We start from the raw sequence: 22766 nt of genomic DNA, 5'->3' as shown, positions 1-22766 counted from the left end.
TCCTTATGGCAAGGAGAATGAGAAGATGGCATGAGAGGATAAAATACTATATAACAAATAAACCCAAAAGAAAGACTTCTTTTGGGTAGAATAAACATACATGTCTCAGCTCAACTAAACTCATTCTCTGCTACCCTATTCTCTAACTCAACTCATTCTAATCGCTTTATACACACTCTTGTGTATTTCTAAGCTATTCTTATCGTATTACAATTCAGTATTTTTTGTCAATGATAAATCGGGCCTCAATACGACGGCTTTTTCTAAATATACATGTCTGATCTGATCCTGAGGGACATCTGTCTGGACCGTCATCATGACTCTTATGCACTTTTTCAGACCGCCTGTTACGTCCATTTCCTGCATACATGTTACCGGTACATACTGCCATCCTGAAAGCTCGCGAACAGCTTTTGCCGGGAAAACAGCGTGCAAGTCAGGTGTAGCCGAAAGAAGGATTTGAACAACATCTTCCGGTTTTGTATGATTTTCTTCTATGATTTTCTCTAACAGCTGTTTTGTTTTTTGTAAAATTTCTTCTTCAGTATCCCGTTCAACTGTAGTTGCTCCGCGAATTCCGCGAATCATCATGATGTCTCCTCCAATCGCCATTTGTTCAGCCAGCACTCAAGTTCATTTCTGGAAAAGGTATGATCAGCAACTTTCCCTAATTCGTTGAGCACAATAAACTGAATCTTCCCGCCACGGGTTTTCTTATCATTCATCATACGGTCCAAGAGAACCGAAGTTTCCGTCTCTTTTCTGATTTGACTTGGATAACCCAGGCTTTTTAGCCAGCTGACCAAACGTTTTCTGTCCATTTCACAGCCTACAGTCTTTTCGCTTATATATAAAGCAAACTGCATTCCGAGGGCTACGGCATCACCGTGAGTGATCTGCCCGTATCCATATTCCGCCTCAACGGCATGACCGAGCGTATGCCCGAAGTTTAAGTAAGCTCTTATCCCCTCTTCTTTTTCATCCTGCTGAACGACAGACGCTTTAATTGAAATACCTTTAAAAATCATGTCATTCAGCTGATCACTTGTGATATCACGCAGTGAGTGGATATTCAGCAGCTCCTCCAGAAACGCTCTGTCATAGATAAAAGCGTGTTTGATCACTTCTGCCATTCCGGACCGAAGCTCTTTTTCAGGCAGAGAACGCAGGAAATCTGTATCATAGAGCACGGCTTTCGGCTGATAAAACGCACCGATTAGATTTTTTCCAAGCGGATGGTTCACGGCTACTTTTCCTCCGACTGCGCTGTCATGCGCCAAGAGCGTCGTAGGCATTTGAATGAAATCAATGCCCCGCATAAAAGTGGCAGCCACAAAACCGGCAAGATCCCCTACAACACCGCCACCGAATGCGATGATGCATGAGGAGCGATCCATATGAAATCGAATCGCTTCACTCTGCAGCTTCGTGTACATATCCATTGATTTCGCCTGCTCTCCGCTCGGCACCGTCACTTTTTTCACAGGCCATTTTTCTTCGAGCAGGTGAAGCAGTTCATCACCGTACAGGCGATCCACTTCTTCATCGGTAACAAGCATAATGCGTGTTAATGGCCTGTTTAGCGAGGTTAATAGTTCACAAGCCTTTTTTCTGATACCTTGTCCGATAAAAACAGGATATGACGAGGAAGCAGTTTGAACATGCAGTGTCTTCATTAAAATTCCCTCGACAGTTTTCTCATATTCTCCACATTTTCTTTAATGCGGTCAATTTGATCTAATCCGAATTGTTCAACGACTGCGTTCGCAATTTCCCAAGCGACAGCCGCTTCAGCGACTACACTTGCCGCAGGAACAGCACAGCTGTCTGAACGTTCTATGCTGGCGGAAAACGGTTCTTTCGTTTCAATATCGACACTTTTCAGCGGTTTATACAAAGTCGGAATCGGCTTCATGACTCCGCGGACAACGATTGGCATTCCTGTCGTCATGCCGCCTTCCAGTCCTCCAAGTCTGTTAGTAGCACGGGTGTATCCTTTTTCCTCGTCCCAAATGATCTCGTCATGGACTTCGCTTCCATTTCGCCCTGCCGCCTCAAATCCGATGCCGAATTCCACACCTTTAAATGCGTTAATTGACAGAACAGCGGCAGCAAGCTTGCTATCCAGCTTGCGGTCATAATGGACATAGCTGCCCACGCCTACCGGCATTCCCTCGACAATGACTTCTACTATTCCGCCGATGGAATCTCCGTTTGCCTTTGCTTCATCAATGGCAGCCATCATTTTTTTGCCTGCCTCTTCATCGTAGCATCTGACAGGAGACTCTTCCGTTACGCGCTGCAGGTCTTCAATCGACGTATATTCTGTTTTTTCAGCTTTAACAGCGCCAATTTGCAACACGTGGCCCGCCACCTTAATGCCAAGCTCAGAAAGAATCTTTTTAGCTACAGCCCCTGCCGCCACTCTGACAGTTGTTTCCCTTGCTGAAGAACGCTCAAGCACATTTCTCATATCACGATGATTATATTTAATTGCACCGTTTAAGTCAGCGTGCCCGGGTCTCGGTCTGGAAATCTGGCGCTTCATTTCCTTTTCTTCATCTTCTGTAATCGGAGCGGCGCCCATGATTTTTGTCCAATGCTTCCAATCGTTATTTTCAACTACGAGAGCAATTGGTGAACCGAGTGTACGTGCATGGCGCACCCCGCTCATAATTTTGGCCTGGTCTTTTTCGATCTGCATGCGGCGGCCGCGGCCGTGTCCTTTTTGGCGTCTGGCAAGCTCAAAATTGATATCTTCCTCCGTTATGTAAAGCCCGGCAGGTACACCCTCAATAATGGTTGTCAGTTGGGGGCCGTGTGATTCTCCGGCTGTTAAATATCTCATGACTTCTTCTCCCTTCATCGCATTAACGCTTTTAAGTAAGACTACTATAACATATTTTTCAGCAAAAAGTCAGTCTATCTTTTTTGATAAAAGAATGTATCGGCTGGTACTAGGCCAAATTTCTCGGGGTTGAAGATTTGCTCGGTGCTGCCGACAAAAAGAACTCCATTCTTCTTCAAGCTATGTGCCATTTTTAAATACAGCTCTTCCTTCGCGCTTTCTGTAAAATAAATAAATACATTGCGGCACACGATTAAATCAAAGTCTTGTTCATAACGATCCGCCAGCAAATTGTGCTTTTTGAATGTAATATTCTTTTTGATTTCCGGTTTCACTTCATAACTTCTATTTGCGTTTTGCGTAAAATAACGATCTTTCACAGAGAGCGGCACTTCCTGTAAAGACCGCTCCTGATAAACGCCTTTTTTCGCTTTTTCCAATGCTTTTTCATCAATATCCGTCGCCAAAATCTGATAGCCCGGAAGACCTTTTTGCTGGTCCAAAAGCATGGCAAGCGTGTATGGCTCCTCCCCCGTTGAGCAGGCGGCACTCCAAATCTTTAAAGGCCTAGAGGTTTTGATTAACGGCAGAATTGCAGTCTCAAGAACTTCCCATCTTTTATAATTACGATAAAATTCTGAAACATTGATCGTCATTCTGTCCAATGTTTCATTTAAGAGAGCTTGATCCTTTTCCAATGCCGCCGCAAAGTCCTTAAAGCTTTGGAACCCCTTTTTCTCATAAAGTGACGTTAGCCTTCTCTTCATTTGTGCTTCTTTATATAGTGTTAAATCGACTCCGGTTAATTGTTTCCATTTCGTTGTAAATACGCTGTATGTATCCATCTCTACTCTCCCAGTCTCGCTGTCTTTTTGTCCTAGTATAGCTTGTTTTATCAGGAAATTGTATTGTTTCAATAAAAAAATCAGCTTTTCAGCTGATTTTAGATCGTTGGGAAAGGCAGAGGTCTGATGCACACTGCCATTCAACCCTTTATTCACTTTAATGTAAACCTTTACAAAACAGATCAAAAACCGGCGGCATTATATGATGCCGGCTCTGTTACTTATTTTCACAATGATTAATAGATCCAGCCTGCCATAAGCTGTTGATATGATACTAATTCTTCATTCTTAAAGAAAATGTTAATCTCGCGTTCTGCACTTTCGAGAGAATCAGAGCCGTGGATGATGTTTTTTCCGACAAACATGCCATAATCCCCACGAATCGTACCAGGTAAAGCTTCTTTAGGGTTTGTTTTCCCGATCAGCTGTCTCGTCACTTCAATGACATTTTCGCCTTCCCACACCATTGCGAATACAGGTCCTGAAGTAATAAACTCAACGAGCTCTCCGAAGAAAGGCTTTCCTTGATGTTCGGCGTAGTGTTTCTCAGCCATTTGTTCAGTCACTCTCATTAACTTGGCGCCAGCTAATTGTAAGCCCTTACGTTCGAATCTAGATAAAATGTCCCCAATGAGCTGACGTTGGACACCGTCTGGTTTCACCATGATAAAAGTCTTTTCCATCATATTCTCCACCCCATCATTATGTATGTATAGGCTTTCACACTGCACACCGAAATCGTAACATCTTTCTGATAATTAATCAATCCGGGGCGGAGAAATTTCTTAATATCTACAAAAATTAAAATTTTCTTTTACCGATATATTTTGCGATGGCTGCAAGAGACGAGCGTGCGCGCCCTCGAGGAAGCGTGTTTAATTTCTGAAAAGCTTTCTGCAGATACATTTCGCTTACTGCCATAGATGCTTCAATTGCATCTGTTTTTTTGATTTCTTCAATGATTGGTTCAAGCTGTTCCTGCGTTGTCTCACTGTTAATCAATTTAAGCTGGTTTTTTAATGCAGGATTTTTCAGGGCATACAGCACTGGCAATGTGACGTTTCCTTGAAGCAAATCTCCTCCAACGGGTTTACCCAGCTCTTCTTCAGTTGAAGTAAAATCAAGAATATCATCAATAATCTGATAAGACATGCCGACGTAATACCCAAACCAGTACAATGCCTTATGAATCTTCTCATCAGCCCCAGACGCAATAGCACCGAGCTGGCAGCTGACCGCGATCAAGAGAGCCGTTTTTCTTTTGATACGGCGGAGATACGTTCTGAGGTTTTGTTCCATGTTGTATTTGTCTTTGATCTGCTCAATTTCCCCTAGACAAACTTCAACGATCGTCTGTGACAAAATCCTATGGGCTTTCGGTTCGTTAATTCTCGTCATCATTTCAAGAGATCCCGCAAGCATATAATCGCCTGTGTACATCGCAATACGATTGTCCCACTTTGCTTTGATTGTCGGTTTCCCTCGGCGAAGCTCCGCATCATCAATAACATCATCATGAACCAAAGATGCCATGTGAATCATTTCCAGAGTGACGGCGACATATTTAATCTTATTAATATCGTAATCGCCAAACATGCCGGAAAGCAGTACGAAAACAGGCCGAATACGTTTCCCTCCGGCCTGCAGCAAGTGAAGACCTGCCTCGCTTAAAAGCGGGTAATCGGAACGTACGGTTTGTTCAAGTTCTCTCTCGATTACATCAATATCGTCATTTAAAAAAGAGTAGGCCATTTTAAATTTCATATCATTCACCCAAACATCTGTGTTTTCATTTCCATCCGATATGCGTGGCAGCGACTCCGCCAGTAAACGAATGATATTTAACATTTTTCAGGCCCGCCTCTTCAAACAGGCCTGCCAGTTCCTTCATTCCAGGGAAGTCTCTGGCTGATTCTTGAAGCCAAGAATATTCTTTATAGCTCTTCGCAAACAGTTTCCCGAAAAACGGCATAATGTACTTAAAGTACATAAAGTAAGCCTGTCTGAATCCGAACATTTCCGGCTGGGACGTTTCCAGACATACCACCTGCCCGCCCGGCTTCACTACACGTCTCATCTCTTTCAGTACAGTCAAGTAATCAGGGACATTGCGGAGTCCGAAGCCAATGGTGACATAATCAAATGTATCATCATCAAAAGGAAGCTCCATCGCATTTCCGTGCAGCAGTTCAATTTGGCTGAATCCGCCGTCTTTTACTTTCTGCTCGCCGACACTCAGCATATTTTCACTGAAATCCAAGCCCTTGATCTCGCCGCTTTTGCCGGCCGCTTTTGCAAGAGCGATCGTCCAGTCAGCCGTTCCGCAGCAGACATCAAGTGCTTTTGCGCCTTCTTTTACATTCATGATGCGCATCGTTTTGTCGCGCCATTTTTTATGCTGCTGAAAACTGATGACAGAGTTCATTTGGTCATAGTTTTTATATATTTTTTCAAATACTCCGTGTACGCGCTGTTCTTTTGAGTCCTGCATAATGGTTTACCCTTCTTCCACTTTCTGATGATAGGTTTGATCTTGGCTGATTGTCTTCAGACGGTTTATTAAAATGTTCTGAATAGGTGAATTTAGAGGCAGAAGTGACTCAATGCTGTTTTTCGCTTTTTTAAAACAATCTTCTAATATCTCTTCTTTTGTTTTTCCCAGCTGTATAAAACTGCCGATCACATCCAGAAATGCATCATTTCCGTTCATAAGCCGCTTAAATACAAAAAAATCACTCGACAGCTTTTTCCAGCGCGGGAGGTTGAAGTGTTCCGCCACACGATGGAATAAAGCTGATTCAACGATGCCGACACTTTCGAAAAAATCGTTTTCGTCCTTGAAAGAACGGTCATATAGACGAATTTTATGTTCGTTGATTTCTTTAATGGCTGTAGCAAGCGTCCGAATCATGTAGATATCCTTCATTTCAGATAGTAAAGAGTAGTACAGCCCGCTGAAATAATCGCCCGCGAGAACAGTCAATTGGCGGTTTTTGTTTTCGTCTCGTTTTATGACTCTAGCTGTCGTCACTTCATCATGGGTATCAAGGGCGCTTTGTACAAGCATCGCTGTTACAATATAATTTTCTCTGTCGTTGTTTTTTATGGCAGCTTCTTCAAATAAAGCATGAAAAAGAAGAAGCTTATCCTCATCAATTTTCGGCGCAGAAATATGCTTCGCTAAATAAGGATGAGACAGCTTTTGTTTTAATTTCGTGTTCAGATTGGCTAAAGTTCCGTAGATGTCTTGCAAAAATATCACCCTTGTCCCCAAATTCACATTTATTTCTTAATCTATGTATGAGTTTTATCTTTTCATTCGCTTACGCAGGTATCATTATAGCATAAAAAAAAGAAATTGGCTGTATCCTCCCGCTGTTTGCGAGCATTTGCTTTTAACAGCGGGGACAGCCAGCTTATTTTTTTTCGCTTTTCATTTCTCCGTACGCGGTTTGAATCAGTGCCTCTCCTCTGACTTTAATGGCAGAAGTATGCTCTGTAAACTGAGCGATGATCACTTCTCCCTTGTCGAGTTTTTCAGAATGGTGAAACTTTGTGTCTATTCCTCTTGTCAGGCCGATCACATTCACTCCGTCCTCAACGGCTTTAATGACGACAAAATCACTTGAATGCTTTTGGTTCATTTATAGCACCCTCTATCTTTATTAGTCCTGGCGTTTAATATGTTCCAATACTTCTGCACGGGCAGCGGCATCATCTTTAAAAACGCCTCTGACTGCTGAAGTCACAGTTTTCGCACCCGGTTTTCTTACACCGCGCATCGTCATGCACATGTGTTCCGCTTCAACCACTACCATTACGCCATGCGGATCAAGCGTTTCTACGATGCTTTCTGCAATTGTAGAAGTGATGCGTTCCTGAAGCTGCGGGCGCTTTGCAACGGCTTCAACGGCACGTGCCAGTTTGCTGAGTCCTGTGACCTTTCCGCCTCGCGGGATATATGCAACATGTGCTTTTCCATAAAAGGGAACAAGGTGATGCTCACACATAGAATGAAACGCGATATCTTTTACAAGAACAAGCTCCTCATGGTTTTCACCGAAGATAGTCTGGAAATGTTCTTTTGGATCTTCATTCAAGCCGGAGAATACTTCGGCATACATCTTTGCGACTCTTTTCGGAGTATCAAGAAGCCCTTCTCTATTCGGGTCTTCTCCGATCGCTTCTAAAATTTGACGAACAGCTTGTTCGATTTGCTCTTTATTAACTTCTTTCATGTTCTATGTCCTCCACCAATGAATACATTTAATTTCGATTCTAGCACATATGCCCCGCTAAAAGCAAAGTGAATGCCCTGTCAGGAAGCCCATGCTCTTGAAATATGAAAAGCCCCTTAGAAAGGGGCTTTTCTGTGAAGAAATAAAGTGTATGTAAGCTAGATGCATACACGATCTATATTCACAATTATTTTCCGGCAACTGCGTCTTTAAGCGCTTTACCTGGTTTGAAAGCAGGTACTTTGCTTGCTGGAATTTCGATTTCTTCACCTGTTTGAGGGTTGCGTCCTTTACGTGCAGAACGTTCACGCACCTCGAAGTTACCAAAACCGATCAGTTGGATTTTATCACCGTTTTTAAGTGCATCTAAGATCGTATCAAAAACAGAGTCAACTGCTTTTGTAGCGTCTTTTTTAGACAATTCGCTTGCTTCTGCAACCGCATTGATAAGTTCTGTTTTGTTCATGCCTTTCACCTCCTCCCAAAAGGATACATTCAGTTCGTTTATTATCATTTCTTCACAGTTCAGTCTGATTCTAAACCTGTCTCAGAAAAAAATGAGAGCAAGTAAGAGAAAGACAATTAAACGGCTTTTTAAGAAAAACTGCACTCTGAGGAATGTTTGTCCAACAAAGTGAAGAATTTCTGTATGTAGAGTAACACATATAAAAAGCCATATCAAGCATTTTAAAGCGTCAATCCCTTGCTCGTCAAGGATTTAAGGTGATTTACCGAACAAATATTCCTTTTTTTCCTTTTTTCATCCTATTCCTTGATCCTTTTCCATTATTAAGAGCAAAGAAAAAAGACCTCCTATTCTATAAAGAGGTCTACCGGTATTACAGGATGATGGCGATTAAGCCGCCAGAGCCTTCGTTTATGATTCTTTCTAATGTTTCTTTTAATTTATACCGTGCGTTTTCAGGCATTAATGACAGCTTTGCCTGAATCCCTTCTCTCACAATTGAGCTCAACGACCTTCCGAAAATATCGGAATTCCAGATGGAGAGCGGATCATCCTCAAAGTCCTGCATTAAATAGCGTACAAGCTCTTCACTTTGTTTTTCCGTTCCGATAATCGGGGCGAATTCGCTTTCGACATCGACTTTGATCATATGGATCGACGGAGCGACAGCTTTCAGCCTTACACCGAATCGCGAGCCCTGCCTTATAATTTCCGGCTCATCGAGACTCATATCGGCTAAAGCAGGAGCTGCAATGCCGTATCCCGTCTGTTTGACCATTTTTAAGGCATCAGACACTTGATCATATTCTGTTTTCGCATGGGCAAAGTCTTGCATGAGCTCAAGCAGATGGTCTCTACCTCTGATTTCGACGCCCACAACTTCTTTTAGGATTTGATCATATAGATGATCCGGCGCGTACAAATCAATTTCTGCCACCCCTTGGCCCAGCTCAATTCCGGCTAATCCGGCACTTTCAATGAATTCAAACTCGCTGAATTGGCCGACAACCCTGTCTACGTCCCGGAGCCGTTTAATATCCTTAACCGTTTCCTTCACGGACTCCTGATAGCTTTCACGCAGCCAATGGTTTTCTTTCAGCACCATTACCCAGCTTGGGAGATTGACATTCACTTCAAGCACCGGAAACTCGTAGAGGGCCTCTCTGAGCACATTCAGCACATCTGATTCCCGCATACTCTCTACACTCATTGCCAATACCGGGATATCATATTTTTCGCTTAAATCCTGGCGCATGGCTTCCGTTTCCGGGTGATACGGCCTGACTGAGTTGATGACCATAATAAAAGGTTTGCCAACCTCTTTCAGCTCTTCAATGACTCTTTCTTCAGCCTCTATATAGTCACTTCTGGCGATATCTCCAATGGTGCCGTCTGTCGTAATGACAACTCCGATGGTCGAGTGTTCTTGAATGACTTTTCGAGTGCCGATTTCAGCAGCCTCATGAAATGGGATCGGTTCTTCGTACCAAGGCGTATTGATCATCCGCGGCCCGTTTTCATCTTCATATCCTTTAGCGCCGGGCACTGTGTAACCTACACAATCTACTAATCTTATATTCACATCGAGTCCGTCTGACACATGAACAGACATCGCCTGATTCGGAACAAATTTAGGCTCTGTAGTCATAATGGTTTTGCCGGCTGCGCTCTGCGGCAGTTCATCCTGCGCTCGGGCCCGGTCTGCTTCGTTACTGATATTCGGGAGCACCACAAGCTCCATAAATTTTTTAATGAACGTGGATTTTCCTGTACGGACAGCACCTACGACTCCTAAGTATATATCGCCTCCTGTTCGTTCAGCGATATCCTTGAAAATATCGACCTTTTCCAAGTGATCCCCTCCCGGACTTCCTATCCTTTTCAATTTTATTAAGCTCTTTCAATCAAACACAGGACACTATATGTGTATGACGTTGTCCTATTTGAATATGACATCTTTAGAAAATTTCTCATCCTCAATCTATTAATATAAAAAAACCTTTCTCCCTATTTGTATGCAAGAGAGAAAGGTTCATTCCTTTTTCATATCATTTTCTAAAAAAACAGGTTCCTGTTTGTCATTTACCGTATATGTTACAGAAAACGCGGGGACAAAGGGGGTTTCCTGCCAAATCATATCCTGGATTTCAGTCCCGGGTTTAAACGTTTTCTTGCTTTTTTTGAGGCAAGAAGCCAGCTCAGTCCGGTAATCAGCATATATTTCTCCGTCTCCGTCAATCATAAGCGGCAAGGAATTCCCTGAGATTGGGCTTGTCACTGTAAGAGAGCTTCCATCCCCAAGCTTCTTCCCATCGAGAGTAAATAAATCACGAGATAGCACATCCTTGTAAGGCGGATATTGATGCTCCTGACGATACATTTGGATGCGCAATTTCACATCGCGAATTTTTTCTGCCATCTTTAGATCAATTAATTTAACAGTCGGATCGTTCTCTACGTCAACAAGCACGTATTGATAGTCTCCCCCGCTTTCAAATGCCGTACTTGGAGGTTCAGCTATGTATCTTGGCGCTAACCGGTTAAAGTCTATCGGATATTTTTGATATAGCGGTGTCGACATATCTTTGGTTTGAATGGGAAGCAGCCCTCCATTTGCCTTTTGAAATTCATCAACAGCAGACTGAACCTGCTTTAGCTGGTCTTGATAAGGAATGGCATGCACACTGCTTTTCCGTTCATTTGGATATAAACATCCGGATAAAAACACGACTGCCGCAAAAATGATTGCGCACTTCAGTTTACCCATACAGCACTTCCTTTTACAGCTTTATTCATTGACAGGGCCGCTAAAAACCACGACAAACACAATAATTCCAGATATGAGCATACACATGTATGCGAATGATGAAATTGCAATCTTCAAAAAACGGTTTTGGCATTTAAAGCGGCTTAAATAGATGGAAGCTACAGCCAGAAACATCAGACCCATGGACCCTAGAGCAAACCACATTTTCATCAATGCCAGATTCAATGACGTGCGCCTCCCCGATATGTATGATGTAAGCGTTATATTATATTTTAATATACAGCGCCGGAAAAGATCAACCAGATTTTCCATCCTTTGATAGAACAAAAAAAAACTGAAGCAAAGAGGGGGACCTTCGCTTCAGTCAACTTGACTATATTCACCTGCACGTTTAAGAAACACTCTCTTGGACTTCGATGCTATAGTATGCGACATGGAATACAGATGCATCCTCTATTGCCTAAATCGGCAAAATGTTTCAGGAGATCCCAAGACTTGGGTGTTCTTCTGTTTTTCGGGCTTTCGTTCAATTAAGATATGCGTTTCACCATACGATTGACACTTTTACTTCACTTGATTTTCAAACGTATTTACCAAATCCTCCATCTCGTGGGTTTTCCCTCTCGCCATTAAAGATTCAACAGCGGTTTCCACTTTTTGTCCGTTGAATAGGACCTGATGGAGAGCTTCTGTAATCGGCATTTTAACATCATATTTCTTCGAAAGCTGGTAAGCCGCTTTCGTCGTGCGGACGCCTTCGACTACCATTCCCATCTCTTCAAGAACATCTTCAAGCTTGTACCCTTTTCCGAGCAAATTGCCCGCACGCCAGTTTCTGGAATGAACACTTGTGCACGTCACAATCAGATCGCCTACTCCTGTCAATCCAGAGAACGTCAAGGGATTTCCGCCCATTTTCGTTCCGAGTCTCGCGATTTCGGCAAGTCCGCGTGTAATCAAAGCAGCTTTGGCATTGTCGCCGTACCCTAAACCATCTGTAATTCCTGCAGCAAGGGCAATAATATTCTTTAAAGCCCCTCCGATTTCAACTCCGATAATGTCAGGATTTGTGTACACCCGAAAATTGTGATTAATAAATAGATCCTGCACCTCTTCTGCTGCCCTCATGCTCTTTGAAGATGCAGTAACAGTTGTGGGGTGCCGCAGCCCTACTTCTTCCGCATGACTCGGGCCGGAAAGGACAACGATATCTTTTCTGACATCACTCGGGAGCTCAATTTCCATAATTTCAGAAATACGCAGAAGTGAATCTGGCTCGATACCCTTGCTGACATGAACAAAGACTGCCTTTTTCGTTATAAAAGGGACAGCCTGTCTCAGCACTTCACGAATTGCTTTTGTTGGAACAGCAACGATAATGAAATCCGCGTCTGAAACAGCTGTCTTCATATCCGTTGTTGCCTCAATAGATTCTGGAAGCTTGACGTTCGGCAAATAATCTTTATTTTCATGCTGATCATTGATTTGATGGATCAGATCTGCACGGTGCCCCCACATGGTTACATCGTGATGATTATCAGCTAACACTAAAGCCAGTGCTGTTCCCCAGCTCCCTGCTCCGAGCATTGTGACTTTTTTCATATTTGCTTCACACCTTTTTATTTTCTAGCTCTTGCAAATATTTTGATTGGTGTCCCCTCAAAACCGAACGCGTCTCTGATTCGGTTTTCTAAAAACCGTTCGTATGAAAAATGCATCAATTCCGGATCGTTTACAAACACAACGAAGCTTGGCGGCTTTACCGACACTTGAGTCGCATAGTAAATCTTCAAACGAGAACCGTTATGAGTCGGTGTCGGGTTCATTGCCACAGCATCCATGATGACATCATTTAAGATGTTCGTTTGAACTCGAAGTGAATGATTTTCACTTGCTTTGATAATCGCAGGCATCAGCGTATGGATCCGTTTTTTCGTTAAGGCAGACATAAATAGGATTGGTGCATAATCCAGAAATTGAAAATGATCGCGAATATTTTCTTCAAATTCTTTCATCGTGCTCTCATCTTTGTCAACAGCATCCCATTTGTTTACGACGATGACGACGGCCTTGCCCGCTTCGTGTGCATAACCGGCGATACGCTTGTCCTGTTCAATAATGCCTTCTTCGCCATCCAGCACAACCGCCACGACTTCTGAGCGGTCAATCGCTTTCAGCGCCCGCAGTACACTATACTTCTCAGTCGTTTCATAGACTTTCCCTTTTTTTCGCATACCTGCAGTATCGACAATGACAAACTCCTGCTGGTTGTAAGTAAATGACGTATCAACAGCATCTCTTGTCGTTCCAGCCACGTTGCTGACAATAACGCGTTCTTCGCCGAGCATTGCGTTCACAAGTGAAGACTTTCCGACATTCGGACGTCCGATCAGACAGAATTGAACAACTTCCTCATTGTATTTCGTTTCTGGAATGTTTTTAAAATGCTCTGCAACGGCATCCAGTAAATCACCCAGTCCGAGTCCGTGTGTTCCCGAAATTGGATACGGCTCGCCAAAGCCTAGCGAATAAAAATCATAAATATTCGCTCTCATTTCTGTGTTATCCAGTTTATTAACCGCTAAAACAACAGGCTTTTTTGTGCGGTATAAAATTTTCGCCACTTCTTCATCAGCAGCTGTCACGCCTTCACGGCCGTTCACCATAAAAATAATCACGTCCGCTTCATCCATGGCGATTTCAGCCTGCTGGCGAATCTGCGCTAAGAACGGCTCATCACCGATATCAATACCGCCCGTATCAATCAAATTAAAATCATAATTCAGCCATTCAGCCGAGCTGTATATCCGATCCCTTGTCACGCCAGGGGTATCTTCTACTATTGAAATTCTTTCTCCCGCAATCCGGTTAAAGATTGTGGATTTTCCTACATTTGGTCTCCCGACAATGGCTACGACAGGTTTACCCATAGTACCCTTCCTTTCAATCCAGCCGCTTTCATTTTTACATAAATTTTCAACCGGTTATTAAAATCATTCCATTCACTTTTATGAAAAGAAACCCTTCAGAGGAAGGGCTTAACTCATTTATTATATCAGTTTTTACTGGGATCACAACTATTCTTAAAAATGTTTCACGATCAAATACACGTCATCTCCGATTCTGTGAGCTATTCCATCAAGGATCGCCTCAAGATTTTTAGCGAAAAGCTCCATCTCCTTTTGGTCATTGCAAAAAAAGACAGGTGCTCCCCCTGCAACCCGGTTTCGATTTGTCGTGATTACAGACAAAATCACTTTCGTAAGAGATTCACTCATCCTATCACCTTATCCTGATTTTTGATAAATTCAGTCGGCATTCTAATCGCATTTTCCAGGGTTGGAACATTGCTAATAATTTGAACAGCCGTTTCGGGATGGTGAATTTGCGGGAGAACAAATACTGCCACTCTTCCATCATTTAAATCCCGTTTTGCAATTGGTGTCAAAGATGGCTCTCCTGAATCCCGATAAACCCCGAGCACATTGGAAACATCAAATAAAATGGCCTGACGCTGCCCTAAATTTGCTATCGTCGCTGCTGAATTAAAGTTTTTTGGCGTTAAAATAAAGCCCATGCCATGCTTTAAAATCAGTTCCTGTTTCTCTGGAAGCCCGATATTCATCATATAAATATTATCAACAAACAGTCCCGGACCGTCAAAGCGCGGCTTTATGTACTCGATGTCTACAATATCCTTCAACACACTGCCCGACATAAATTTCATGGCCAGTAAAAAACAAACGACAGCCGCTATGACAGCAGCCCAGATGGATAAAAACACATACGCAGAGGTTGTCAAAAGCGCTGTAAAGATCACAATATAATTTCTGCTTTCAAACGCAATGGCAATCCCCTCAATATATGTGCTTCCTCTTGAGACAAGCTCATACGAATCCATTTGCGTCAATGTGTTCCGCTCCATGTTTCGGACATCTCTAAATTGCGTCGCTGCCAATGTTAAAAATGTGATGGCCGTAAATTCCTCCTGCAAAAGCGCCGGCATAATAATTGCACCTAAACCAGCCGCTATCAACCCCAGTGCGATGTGAATCACTTTCCCATGAACATAGGTCGGATACTGGCGGTAATCCGTTTTCAGCATATAAAGCCTTGTCGCAATTCCGGCAATGACCCCAGCAATAATCGGATAGATGTAATCACTCATGACATTTTGGTAGCTCCTTTGTTTGATCTTTTGCTTTTCTGACCAATCTGGCTTGCGAGGTGTTCGTATTTAGATATGCCAAACAGCAATATCATCCCCGCAGAACACGCATTCAGCCATTGAAAGCCGCCGACAGCCATAGCCCCGGCCAACTTCTGGATCACAAATGAATACACCAGTTCGCCTTGGCACATCCCTAGGACAAATAAGACAAGCTGCTTCTCAAAATTCCTTTCAACAGAAGCTGTTAAAAGCACTATTAATATAACAGCAGCCCACTCAGGTTTTATGATGAACCAAACAGGGTCATATAATGCAAAAAGATAAACAAACGCATACGCGGCAACAAGCGTCAGATAGACCATGATGTAACGAAAACGATACATTCCCAAATACGCGGCATAGACACATCCGCAAACGAAAAACATCATATATGCAGCATTCAGGGAAAAATATAAAACGATGTCATGTATGCTTAGAATAATATTAGTTAAAATAAAGACAGAGACGGCAATTCGTCTTTTCGTCTTTTCAAAAATAAATGTTGTCAAAACCCAAAGAAACCACATTGACCAATAGTAATAAAATTGTTCCATTTTACTTCCTCCATATTCCCAGTATGGAGTTCAAGCACATTTTTTAAACAATCGATCTCACATTAAGGAGTATGATCATGGGAAAAGACAGGCAAGAGAAAAAACTCAAAGCTTCAGGCAGAGTCGAATCAGACCGCGACCAGTCCATTCACTATGACGGAGCGACAAGCCTTGAACAAAACGGAAGATTCAAAAAGCGAAAATCATAATACAAAAAGCCCAAACCACATATGGTTTTGGGCTTTTATCATTTATCGCACACTATAGCTTGATGTATTGACCCCTCTCTCTGTGAGCCAATGATGGGTTTCACCTTTGATCACAAGGGGCGCCTTTTGTAAATCGGCAATCGTTCTGGCACCCAGCACGGTCATAATCATCTTTAATTCCTCAAGGATCAGCTGAATCTCCTCAAGCAGTCCTTCCTCACCGCTGTCAGTCAGCGCTTTTAAAAAATGCCCTGCCATTCCGGTGCAAGAGGCCCCAAGCGCAATTGCCTTTGCCACGTCAAGTGCATCTTGCAGACCGCCAGAGGCGATCATGGTGCTTGCAGGAAACTCAGAGCGGATTTCCGCCAAACTTGCAGCTGTCGAAATGCCCCACGAGTTAAAAAAGGAGATTTGCCGCTGTCTTCGGAGATTTTCGATTTTCGAGAAATTTGTTCCCCCGTAACCGCCAATGTCAACAGCTGCAGCACCAGCTTCATACAGCTTTCCTGCTGATTCTTTGCTCATACCGAATCCGACTTCTTTCACAATGACTGGTACACTGACCCGGCTGCAAATTTGTTCAATACGTTCCAGTGCGCCGCTAAAGCTTCTGTCTCCTTCAGGCATCACAATTTCCTGAATCACATTGAGGTGGATCTGCAGTGCGTTTGCTCCAATCATCTCAACGGCTTCCTTTGCCTGAGCAGCCGTTGCCTCGCTTCCCAGGTTGGCAAAAATCAGCCCGTTTGGGTTTTCCTTTCGAACAATTTCATAGGAAAGACGCTCTGATGGATCTTTTAATGCTGACATTTGCGATCCCACAGCAAGGGGAATTCCAGCCTGAGAAGCCGCTCGCGCAAGCGATTTATTAATCTCATATGTAAGTTTTCCGCCGCCGCCAGTCATTGCATTGATAAAAATCGGCGAACTGCTTGAAAGTTCGCCGATTTTTGTGGAAATATCTACTTGTTCTAATGCAAGATCGGGCAGACTGACGTGAACAAACGTAATATCATCAAGACCTGTTTCCCGCTTCTGGCCGGTGGACAAGGCATGATTGATGTGTTGTCTTTTTCGTTCTGCTCGAGTCACGTTTATCACCAATTATTTTAGTTTATTCAGCTTATCTCCGATCAGATCTCCAAGCTGGAAGCCAGTGCTTGTTTCTTCCTTCGCTTGATATTGACGGTAATCTTCCTGATCAGCTTTAGGCGTTTCTTCAAGTTCACGCATGCTTAATGAAATGCGCTCCTCATTTTCATTCACATCAAGAACCTTCACTTTTACAGTCTGTCCTTCTTCAAGGACTTCATGCGGCGTGCCGATGTGTTTATTGGAAATTTGAGAAATATGAACGAGACCTTCAACACCTGGAAGGATTTCAACAAAGGCACCGAAGCTTACAAGACGCTGTACAGTTCCTTCAAGCACATCGCCAGGCTTCACTTTTTCGCCGATTTGGCTCCAAGGTCCAGGCAGTGTATCTTTGATTGATAAAGAAATACGTTCATTGTCACGGTCAACCGATAACACTTTCACTTTTACTTCTTGTCCCTCTTCAACAACGTCAGACGGCTTCTCTACATGAGAGTGGGAAAGCTGTGAAATGTGTACAAGTCCGTCGATGCCGCCGATATCAACAAACGCGCCAAAGTCAGTCAGGCGCTGTACTTTGCCATCAAGTACACTTCCAACTTCAAGAGACTGAAGAAATTCTTGTTTTTTATTCGCTTGTTCACTTTCAACAACAGCACGGTGTGAAAGGATCACGCGGTTTTTATCACGGTCAAGCTCTACAACGAGCAGTGACAGTGTTTTTCCTTTATAGTCAGTGAAGTCTTCAACGAAATGTGCTTCAACAAGTGATGCCGGAATAAAACCGCGAACGCCGATATCAACGACAAGGCCGCCTTTCACGACATCTTTCACTTCAGCTTCAAACACTTCTTTTGTTTCAAATTTTTTCTCAAGGTCTTCCCAAGCGCGGTCTGCATCAACAGCACGTTTAGATAAAATCAAAGCATCGTCTTCCACTTTTGTTACTTTCAGGTCAAGCTCGTCGTCTACTTTAACAACATCCGATGCTTTCTCTACATGAAGACTTGATAATTCACTGATTGGAATAATACCGGATTGTTTGACATTGATAATTTCTACATCTACATGTTTGTCTTCTACCTTTGTCACAATCCCTTTAACTACATCTCCAACCTCTGGCACTTGAACATCAATTTGATTCATTTCCTCTGTCATTTGAATAACCTCCTTGGTCCAAACCTACACAGCTTAATTAAAACGGTTTGAAAGCTGAACATATAACATGCCCGCTTTTAGCCGAATATGTATTAAAGAATCATCCAAAAAAGTTTTTTGAATGATCAATAAAAAGTTTTATTAGTATTAACTTCTAATAAAAGGACAGGTTTGTCAAGCAATAACATTCTATCTTCGTTGAAAAATTCAAAAAAAGTGGCATTTGACATCCTCAGCGGGACTTTTGCTCCACAGCCTCGAGGATTTTATCAGCTACCTCTTGAATGGAAAGCGATGTCGTGTCGATTTCAAGAGCATCTTCTGCTTTACGCAGCGGAGATACTTCACGCTCTGAATCAAGCTTGTCTCTTCTTGCAATTTCCTCAATTAATGTTTCGTAGTTGACATCAAAGCCTTTTTTCACATTTTCTTCATAACGGCGTTTCGCTCTCTCTTCAACAGATGCCAAAAGAAAGATCTTTACTTCTGCATTTGGCAGCACATGCGTCCCGATGTCACGACCATCCATGACGACGCCGCCTTTTTCCCCAAGCTGCTGCTGGCGTTTCACCATTTCTTCTCTGACACTTCTATGCTTGGCCGCAATTGAAACTTGGTTGCTGACTTCATCTGTTCTGATCGCCTCAGTTACATCGGTGCCGTTTACAAGCACTTTTTGTCCATCTTTTGTTGTAATCAGCTCAATGTCTGTCCGCTTTAGCAGCTCAGCCAGTTTTTCTTCATTTGTAAGCTCAACGTTTTCCTGTAAAGCCGCGTATGTTATCGCCCGATACATTGCTCCTGTATCAATATATATGTACGATTTTTTCTCAGCCACAATTTTGGCAACGGTGCTTTTCCCCGCAGCTGCCGGGCCGTCAATTGCAATCGATAATTTCTTTTCCATAATTCCTCTCCTTGCTCTTTTCTCCTCTATGGATTGTATCACGAACTTTATGAAAAAGGGTGAAAAATTGATGAATAATTAATGTTTGAAGGTTTCAATCCTATTGTTTTCCTCCATTTTATCCACCCCTTCATATTGAATCACTTTTGATACGTATGGTTCAATATGCTGATAGTGAAAGAGAAATTGGACACCAAGTAAAATGATGGCCTGAATGAACAATAATTTGATCAGCAGCCGTTCAAATGTTTTCATTGGAGCACCTCCATTACAAATAGTATGGAAGTGTTTGCCGATGTTTATTCCATTCGGGCCTTTCTTCTCTTATTTAACTGGCGCCGGATGCAGTATTGAAGCAAAGCCTGCTGGTCACCTGCTGCAATTTCTGAATACTCTAAAGTCATTTTGCGTTTTCCTGACTTGGGGTCATCAAAGATTCGTCTGACAACTGCTTCTGTTTCTATTTGACGTGTGTGCTCCTCTTCAGGAAGACGGATGATCAGGCGCAATGATTCCCCCGATTGAAAAGAAAGGCCATGAGCTAAAACCACGGCGATGCCGCCTGCACTGACGTTATAGGATAGTGTGCGGAACTCTTCTTCATTTCCCGGCTGAATTTGCACATCTAATACCGCATCAGTTCTTACATATTGGCGGCGCTGGATTCTTTTCATTTTTTCACGGGGAGGCACTTCAAGACAGATCATTTGAAGTTTGTCCTTCACTTTACCTTTTATACGGCTTGTAAAGCGATAAGGAACTTCGTCTTTTCCCACAAACTCTACCGTTACTTCCATATCGTTATGTAAAATCACAGTTCGCCCTGTAACTACATCAACAGGATACGCGATCAAAAGTTCATTGTTTTCGATGCTGACCGCCTTGCTTTTTGCCTTTTTCAATTCATTTTCTTCTATATATTCTAAAAGTACATTTTCTCCAATCTCTATCATTGACTTCACTCTTTCGCATTCAATATACTCACGTTTTTATTAAAGCACGTAATGAAAAAAAGGAAAAGACATTTAGTCCTTTCCTCCTGTTTTTTATAGGTCTTTATATATAGGTTCTGCATTTTTTAGTTTTTCAACCTTTTCTTCCGATCCGTCTTTGGCATTGATATACATTCTGAATGTGTCATTTTCAATTGTTCCAAGCATTTCGTAGCATAACACTTCTTGACCTAGTTCATTTGTAATCAAAGCGAGCCTTGTTTCTCTCACTTGTACATTTTTATTTAATTTAGACTTTGCCTCTGCTTCAGTAATTGCAGGCTTAGGTATGGTTCTTTTTCTGTGAGATGTGAGGAAGTCTCTTGCTGAAAAGCCGACAACCTCACCGTCATCCAAGGCCACTTTTATACGAATTGCCTCCGGGTACATCCGGACTTTATTTTCAACAGGAACATATGAAAATACACCGATTTTATCATATTGGGCGCTTTCATCAATTTCCAAATCATCTGTTTCAAATCCGTTTTTCTTCAAAAATGCAAGCGCTCGGTTCGATCCGTCATTTAAACTGATTTTCTGATCTTTCACTTCTCTGTTTTGGATCAAATATACCGGATGCCCGCCCTTCTTCGTAATATCCATATAAATCACTGCTTTATGGTCTGGATCTTTCATGCTGATGCTATATACATCGCGATTTGTTTTTTTTCCGCTCTTTACCACTTTAATTGAATAATTGTCATCTGGGGCAAAGCGCTCAGCAATTTGTTTTGCTTCCTGTTCGGAAATTTGTTTTCCCTTCAGATGGCTGAAGCCTTTCTCTTCTTTTTTCGTGCTGGTGAAACTCGGGCCAAGATCAGTGCCAGTGGAGAATGCACCAACATTTTTTTCGACTGTTTTAAAGCTGTTGATAATCGTATTATCACTTTGTTTTTCGTCAGAAGCCAGGGCCATTTCTACGTCCATCCAACGAAGGTTTTTGCTCATGACAAGGTGCTGAACATGACGCAATTCATTTTGTATATCTTCGGACTGCTGATATAGCTTATTTAGTGATGTATACTCGTTTTTATCAAGCGGCTTTTGGTCCAAATCTCTGACTGACGTTTTATAGCTGAAATCGCCGATCTTTGATAATAGCTCTTCAGTTTTATTAAACGGCATTAATGTAAGCGGCAGCTGACTGACGCTGTTATGAGCTTCTGATGTAATCCTCCACACATCGATCAATGCAGGCGACAGTGATTTTTGGCTGTTCATGGCAAGTGTTGTTCCGATTTTATCATGAAGCTGATCCACCTGATAGGTAAGCTCATGAAACGCCCGCTGATAGTTATTTTCAGCATGAAGAAGAACTGCGTCTTTTTCCTGGTGTTCTTTGTATCCCCAGTAGCCTGTACCGACTATTGCAATACCAAGCACGGCGATTAAAATTCCTCTGATCATTTATCACACCTCTTTTTATGCTTTCTCATATCTGCTACTCACAGAAAATGTGTTTACCGATTCTTTTAATCTGCGGACGCCCCCAAATCCACGGACTTGTAGCCGTATCCGGATTAAAGTAGTAAAGTGCTTCCTCTGATGGGTCCCAGCCATTGATGGCATCCAGCACTGCTTCTCGTGCCGTTTCATTCGGCTGCATGTAAATTTGTCCGTCGGCTACTGCTGTGAAGGCAAGCGGCTCAAAAATAACCCCCGCTACTGAATTTGGAAATAACGGGCTGTTCAAACGGTTTAAAATGACTGCTGCAATAGCAACCTGCCCCTCGTACGGCTCGCCCCGGGCTTCGCCATAAACCGCTTGAGCAAGCAGCCTGATATCGTTGTTGGAAAATCCACCAGGCATGTTCGCTGCTACCGCATCCTGTTTTCTTGCTTTTGCTGGTGTATTGTTTTGCTGTTTATTCGCATTCGCTTTAGGCTGCTGCGTTGTTTTTTCAGCAGGCTGTTTCTGCCGTGCTTCTGCTTGTTGTCTTGCCTTTTGTGTTGCTGCTTTTGACGGTTTCGTCTGATACTTCAGCGGAATTTTTCCGTAATGCGTGAATGTATTCCCTTTATTGAGCTGTTCCATGACATATTCACGATAGTATTTTGATTTACATATTAAGGTTTGCTTTGTTTTAGCTCCTACAAGGCCGTCAACCTCTTTTAACCCGAATTGATCCTGAAAATTTCGAACTGCCCAGTACGTCCCCCATCCATAAACCCCGTCAATTTTTCCGTTATAATATCCGTTGTATTGAAGACGCGCCTGAAGTTCGACCACATCATCCCCTGTTGCCCCTCTTTGAATGACCTGATTCGAAAAGGCAGAGATCGTTTCAGTATTAATAAACGTCGTTATTGTAAAGGAAAAAAGGATGATACATGCCATAATCGATCCTTTGGACTTCATCTTTTCAAGCCTCCTACTGCAAATTTTTAAGTGTAATCGTATTTTCTGTAACGAGGTTATTTTTATACACTCTTTCCTTGTTATCCCTCAGAACATAAAAACTGCACACAAAAAAGCC

The 22766-nt window shown here is 42.6% G+C and carries 27 protein-coding genes; 1 reads left to right on the top strand and 26 read right to left on the bottom strand.

The genetic code is table 11. The features are described 5' to 3' along the window. Positions 1-207: 207 nt before the first annotated feature. From aroH to ACQVGT_RS09460, 19 genes are all read right to left on the bottom strand, one after another. On the bottom strand, positions 208-591 hold the full coding sequence (gene aroH / locus ACQVGT_RS09550; protein ID WP_015483381.1) for a chorismate mutase: 384 nt from the start codon (positions 589-591) through the stop codon (positions 208-210). Next, positions 588-1676 (bottom strand): 3-dehydroquinate synthase, encoded by a 1089-nt coding sequence (aroB, locus tag ACQVGT_RS09545; protein ID WP_015383974.1) that lies wholly within the window; start codon positions 1674-1676, stop codon positions 588-590. Before aroB ends, aroH begins: the two co-directional genes overlap by 4 nt. Next, a complete protein-coding gene (gene aroC / locus ACQVGT_RS09540) occupies positions 1676-2848 on the bottom strand; it encodes a chorismate synthase (protein ID WP_015483382.1) in 1173 nt (390 codons plus the stop codon). The genes aroB and aroC overlap by 1 nt, the downstream gene beginning before the upstream one ends. Before the next feature lie 74 nt (positions 2849-2922). Beyond that, complete coding sequence (gene cheR, locus ACQVGT_RS09535; RefSeq protein WP_014477188.1) at positions 2923-3693, bottom strand: protein-glutamate O-methyltransferase CheR; 771 nt, start codon at positions 3691-3693, stop codon at positions 2923-2925. A 236-nt stretch (positions 3694-3929) separates the two neighbouring features. Further along, entirely contained in the window at positions 3930-4379 is a 450-nt protein-coding gene (gene ndk / locus ACQVGT_RS09530) for a nucleoside-diphosphate kinase (RefSeq protein WP_010886554.1), read from the bottom strand. A gap of 115 nt (positions 4380-4494) precedes the next feature. Continuing rightward, entirely contained in the window at positions 4495-5457 is a 963-nt protein-coding gene (gene hepT / locus ACQVGT_RS09525; protein ID WP_003246013.1) for a heptaprenyl diphosphate synthase component II, read from the bottom strand. Positions 5458-5482: 25 nt separating this feature from the next. Beyond that, complete coding sequence (menG, locus tag ACQVGT_RS09520) at positions 5483-6184, bottom strand: demethylmenaquinone methyltransferase (RefSeq protein ID WP_003230580.1); 702 nt, start codon at positions 6182-6184, stop codon at positions 5483-5485. Between the two features lie 6 nt (positions 6185-6190). Continuing rightward, complete coding sequence (hepS, locus tag ACQVGT_RS09515; RefSeq protein WP_015483384.1) at positions 6191-6946, bottom strand: heptaprenyl diphosphate synthase component 1; 756 nt, start codon at positions 6944-6946, stop codon at positions 6191-6193. Between the two features lie 163 nt (positions 6947-7109). Continuing rightward, complete coding sequence (mtrB, locus tag ACQVGT_RS09510) at positions 7110-7337, bottom strand: trp RNA-binding attenuation protein MtrB (protein ID WP_015383978.1); 228 nt, start codon at positions 7335-7337, stop codon at positions 7110-7112. 21 nt (positions 7338-7358) lie between these two features. Continuing rightward, positions 7359-7931 (bottom strand): GTP cyclohydrolase I FolE, encoded by a 573-nt coding sequence (gene folE / locus ACQVGT_RS09505; RefSeq protein WP_003225516.1) that lies wholly within the window; start codon positions 7929-7931, stop codon positions 7359-7361. A gap of 187 nt (positions 7932-8118) precedes the next feature. Further along, positions 8119-8397, bottom strand: a complete 279-nt coding sequence (gene hbs / locus ACQVGT_RS09500) for a non-specific DNA-binding protein Hbs (RefSeq protein WP_003153447.1) — start codon at positions 8395-8397, stop codon at positions 8119-8121. 373 nt (positions 8398-8770) lie between these two features. Then, positions 8771-10249: a stage IV sporulation protein A gene (spoIVA, locus tag ACQVGT_RS09495; protein WP_014480131.1), complete on the bottom strand. Its 1479-nt coding sequence runs from the start codon at positions 10247-10249 to the stop codon at positions 8771-8773. 180 nt (positions 10250-10429) lie between these two features. Then, positions 10430-11164, bottom strand: coding sequence for a YphF family lipoprotein (locus ACQVGT_RS09490; protein WP_015383979.1), 735 nt, complete (start codon positions 11162-11164; stop codon positions 10430-10432). 21 nt (positions 11165-11185) lie between these two features. Further along, a complete protein-coding gene (locus ACQVGT_RS09485) occupies positions 11186-11389 on the bottom strand; it encodes a DUF2768 domain-containing protein (protein WP_004399143.1) in 204 nt (67 codons plus the stop codon). 339 nt (positions 11390-11728) lie between these two features. Further along, positions 11729-12766 (bottom strand): NAD(P)H-dependent glycerol-3-phosphate dehydrogenase, encoded by a 1038-nt coding sequence (locus ACQVGT_RS09480; protein ID WP_015251807.1) that lies wholly within the window; start codon positions 12764-12766, stop codon positions 11729-11731. A 17-nt stretch (positions 12767-12783) separates the two neighbouring features. Continuing rightward, positions 12784-14094 (bottom strand): ribosome biogenesis GTPase Der, encoded by a 1311-nt coding sequence (der, locus tag ACQVGT_RS09475; protein WP_015383980.1) that lies wholly within the window; start codon positions 14092-14094, stop codon positions 12784-12786. A gap of 153 nt (positions 14095-14247) precedes the next feature. Further along, positions 14248-14442 (bottom strand): capping complex subunit for YIEGIA, encoded by a 195-nt coding sequence (locus ACQVGT_RS09470; protein WP_003230563.1) that lies wholly within the window; start codon positions 14440-14442, stop codon positions 14248-14250. Then, entirely contained in the window at positions 14439-15332 is an 894-nt protein-coding gene (locus tag ACQVGT_RS09465) for a YIEGIA family protein (RefSeq protein ID WP_003230562.1), read from the bottom strand. Before ACQVGT_RS09465 ends, ACQVGT_RS09470 begins: the two co-directional genes overlap by 4 nt. Next, entirely contained in the window at positions 15329-15928 is a 600-nt protein-coding gene (locus ACQVGT_RS09460; RefSeq protein ID WP_015383981.1) for a YphA family membrane protein, read from the bottom strand. The genes ACQVGT_RS09465 and ACQVGT_RS09460 overlap by 4 nt, the downstream gene beginning before the upstream one ends. A gap of 77 nt (positions 15929-16005) precedes the next feature. On the opposite strand from ACQVGT_RS09460, the gene ACQVGT_RS09455 reads away from it, so the two are divergent. Next, complete coding sequence (locus tag ACQVGT_RS09455; RefSeq protein WP_003225499.1) at positions 16006-16137, top strand: YpzI family protein; 132 nt, start codon at positions 16006-16008, stop codon at positions 16135-16137. Between the two features lie 42 nt (positions 16138-16179). On the opposite strand, the gene fni is transcribed toward ACQVGT_RS09455, so the two are convergent. From fni to sleB, 7 genes are all read right to left on the bottom strand, one after another. Beyond that, complete coding sequence (fni, locus tag ACQVGT_RS09450) at positions 16180-17229, bottom strand: type 2 isopentenyl-diphosphate Delta-isomerase (RefSeq protein ID WP_015483385.1); 1050 nt, start codon at positions 17227-17229, stop codon at positions 16180-16182. A gap of 12 nt (positions 17230-17241) precedes the next feature. Beyond that, on the bottom strand, positions 17242-18390 hold the full coding sequence (rpsA, locus tag ACQVGT_RS09445) for a 30S ribosomal protein S1 (RefSeq protein ID WP_015383983.1): 1149 nt from the start codon (positions 18388-18390) through the stop codon (positions 17242-17244). Positions 18391-18622: 232 nt separating this feature from the next. Then, positions 18623-19297, bottom strand: coding sequence for a (d)CMP kinase (cmk, locus tag ACQVGT_RS09440; RefSeq protein ID WP_015383984.1), 675 nt, complete (start codon positions 19295-19297; stop codon positions 18623-18625). Positions 19298-19375: 78 nt separating this feature from the next. After that, a complete protein-coding gene (locus ACQVGT_RS09435) occupies positions 19376-19552 on the bottom strand; it encodes a YpfB family protein (RefSeq protein WP_003230553.1) in 177 nt (58 codons plus the stop codon). A 44-nt stretch (positions 19553-19596) separates the two neighbouring features. Next, positions 19597-20250, bottom strand: coding sequence for a cyclic di-GMP receptor DgrA (dgrA, locus tag ACQVGT_RS09430; RefSeq protein ID WP_015383985.1), 654 nt, complete (start codon positions 20248-20250; stop codon positions 19597-19599). Positions 20251-20343: 93 nt separating this feature from the next. After that, the gene (gene ypeB / locus ACQVGT_RS09425) at positions 20344-21696 is read right to left on the bottom strand and encodes a germination protein YpeB (RefSeq protein WP_015383986.1); all 1353 of its coding nucleotides are present in this window, start codon (positions 21694-21696) and stop codon (positions 20344-20346) included. Positions 21697-21730: 34 nt separating this feature from the next. Next, complete coding sequence (gene sleB / locus ACQVGT_RS09420; RefSeq protein ID WP_015483386.1) at positions 21731-22648, bottom strand: spore cortex-lytic enzyme; 918 nt, start codon at positions 22646-22648, stop codon at positions 21731-21733. Positions 22649-22766: the final 118 nt, after the last annotated feature.

The sequence above is a fragment of the Bacillus sp. SCT118 genome, from assembly GCF_058566435.1.
Note: the sequence above shows the minus strand (reverse complement) of the source record. Positions and strands in the feature narration are given on the sequence as shown.

Excerpts from the sequence above, each read along its gene's own strand:
- ACQVGT_RS09435 (WP_003230553.1), bottom strand. The coding sequence starts at position 19,552 with ATGAAAACATTTGAACGGCTGCTGATCAAATTATTGTTCATTCAGGCC.
- ACQVGT_RS09460 (WP_015383981.1), bottom strand. The coding sequence starts at position 15,928 with ATGGAACAATTTTATTACTATTGGTCAATGTGGTTTCTTTGGGTTTTG.
- aroC (WP_015483382.1), bottom strand. The coding sequence starts at position 2,848 with ATGAGATATTTAACAGCCGGAGAATCACACGGCCCCCAACTGACAACC.
- dgrA (WP_015383985.1), bottom strand. The coding sequence starts at position 20,250 with ATGATAGAGATTGGAGAAAATGTACTTTTAGAATATATAGAAGAAAAT.
- ndk (WP_010886554.1), bottom strand. The coding sequence starts at position 4,379 with ATGATGGAAAAGACTTTTATCATGGTGAAACCAGACGGTGTCCAACGT.
- ACQVGT_RS09455 (WP_003225499.1), top strand. The coding sequence starts at position 16,006 with ATGGGAAAAGACAGGCAAGAGAAAAAACTCAAAGCTTCAGGCAGAGTC.
- ACQVGT_RS09490 (WP_015383979.1), bottom strand. The coding sequence starts at position 11,164 with ATGGGTAAACTGAAGTGCGCAATCATTTTTGCGGCAGTCGTGTTTTTA.
- ACQVGT_RS09480 (WP_015251807.1), bottom strand. The coding sequence starts at position 12,766 with ATGAAAAAAGTCACAATGCTCGGAGCAGGGAGCTGGGGAACAGCACTG.
- sleB (WP_015483386.1), bottom strand. The coding sequence starts at position 22,648 with ATGAAGTCCAAAGGATCGATTATGGCATGTATCATCCTTTTTTCCTTT.
- aroB (WP_015383974.1), bottom strand. The coding sequence starts at position 1,676 with ATGAAGACACTGCATGTTCAAACTGCTTCCTCGTCATATCCTGTTTTT.
- hbs (WP_003153447.1), bottom strand. The coding sequence starts at position 8,397 with ATGAACAAAACAGAACTTATCAATGCGGTTGCAGAAGCAAGCGAATTG.
- folE (WP_003225516.1), bottom strand. The coding sequence starts at position 7,931 with ATGAAAGAAGTTAATAAAGAGCAAATCGAACAAGCTGTTCGTCAAATT.
- rpsA (WP_015383983.1), bottom strand. The coding sequence starts at position 18,390 with ATGACAGAGGAAATGAATCAAATTGATGTTCAAGTGCCAGAGGTTGGA.
- mtrB (WP_015383978.1), bottom strand. The coding sequence starts at position 7,337 with ATGAACCAAAAGCATTCAAGTGATTTTGTCGTCATTAAAGCCGTTGAG.
- der (WP_015383980.1), bottom strand. The coding sequence starts at position 14,094 with ATGGGTAAACCTGTCGTAGCCATTGTCGGGAGACCAAATGTAGGAAAA.
- cheR (WP_014477188.1), bottom strand. The coding sequence starts at position 3,693 with ATGGATACATACAGCGTATTTACAACGAAATGGAAACAATTAACCGGA.
- aroH (WP_015483381.1), bottom strand. The coding sequence starts at position 591 with ATGATGATTCGCGGAATTCGCGGAGCAACTACAGTTGAACGGGATACT.
- menG (WP_003230580.1), bottom strand. The coding sequence starts at position 6,184 with ATGCAGGACTCAAAAGAACAGCGCGTACACGGAGTATTTGAAAAAATA.
- ypeB (WP_015383986.1), bottom strand. The coding sequence starts at position 21,696 with ATGATCAGAGGAATTTTAATCGCCGTGCTTGGTATTGCAATAGTCGGT.
- ACQVGT_RS09470 (WP_003230563.1), bottom strand. The coding sequence starts at position 14,442 with ATGAGTGAATCTCTTACGAAAGTGATTTTGTCTGTAATCACGACAAAT.
- ACQVGT_RS09465 (WP_003230562.1), bottom strand. The coding sequence starts at position 15,332 with ATGAGTGATTACATCTATCCGATTATTGCTGGGGTCATTGCCGGAATT.
- cmk (WP_015383984.1), bottom strand. The coding sequence starts at position 19,297 with ATGGAAAAGAAATTATCGATTGCAATTGACGGCCCGGCAGCTGCGGGG.
- hepT (WP_003246013.1), bottom strand. The coding sequence starts at position 5,457 with ATGAAATTTAAAATGGCCTACTCTTTTTTAAATGACGATATTGATGTA.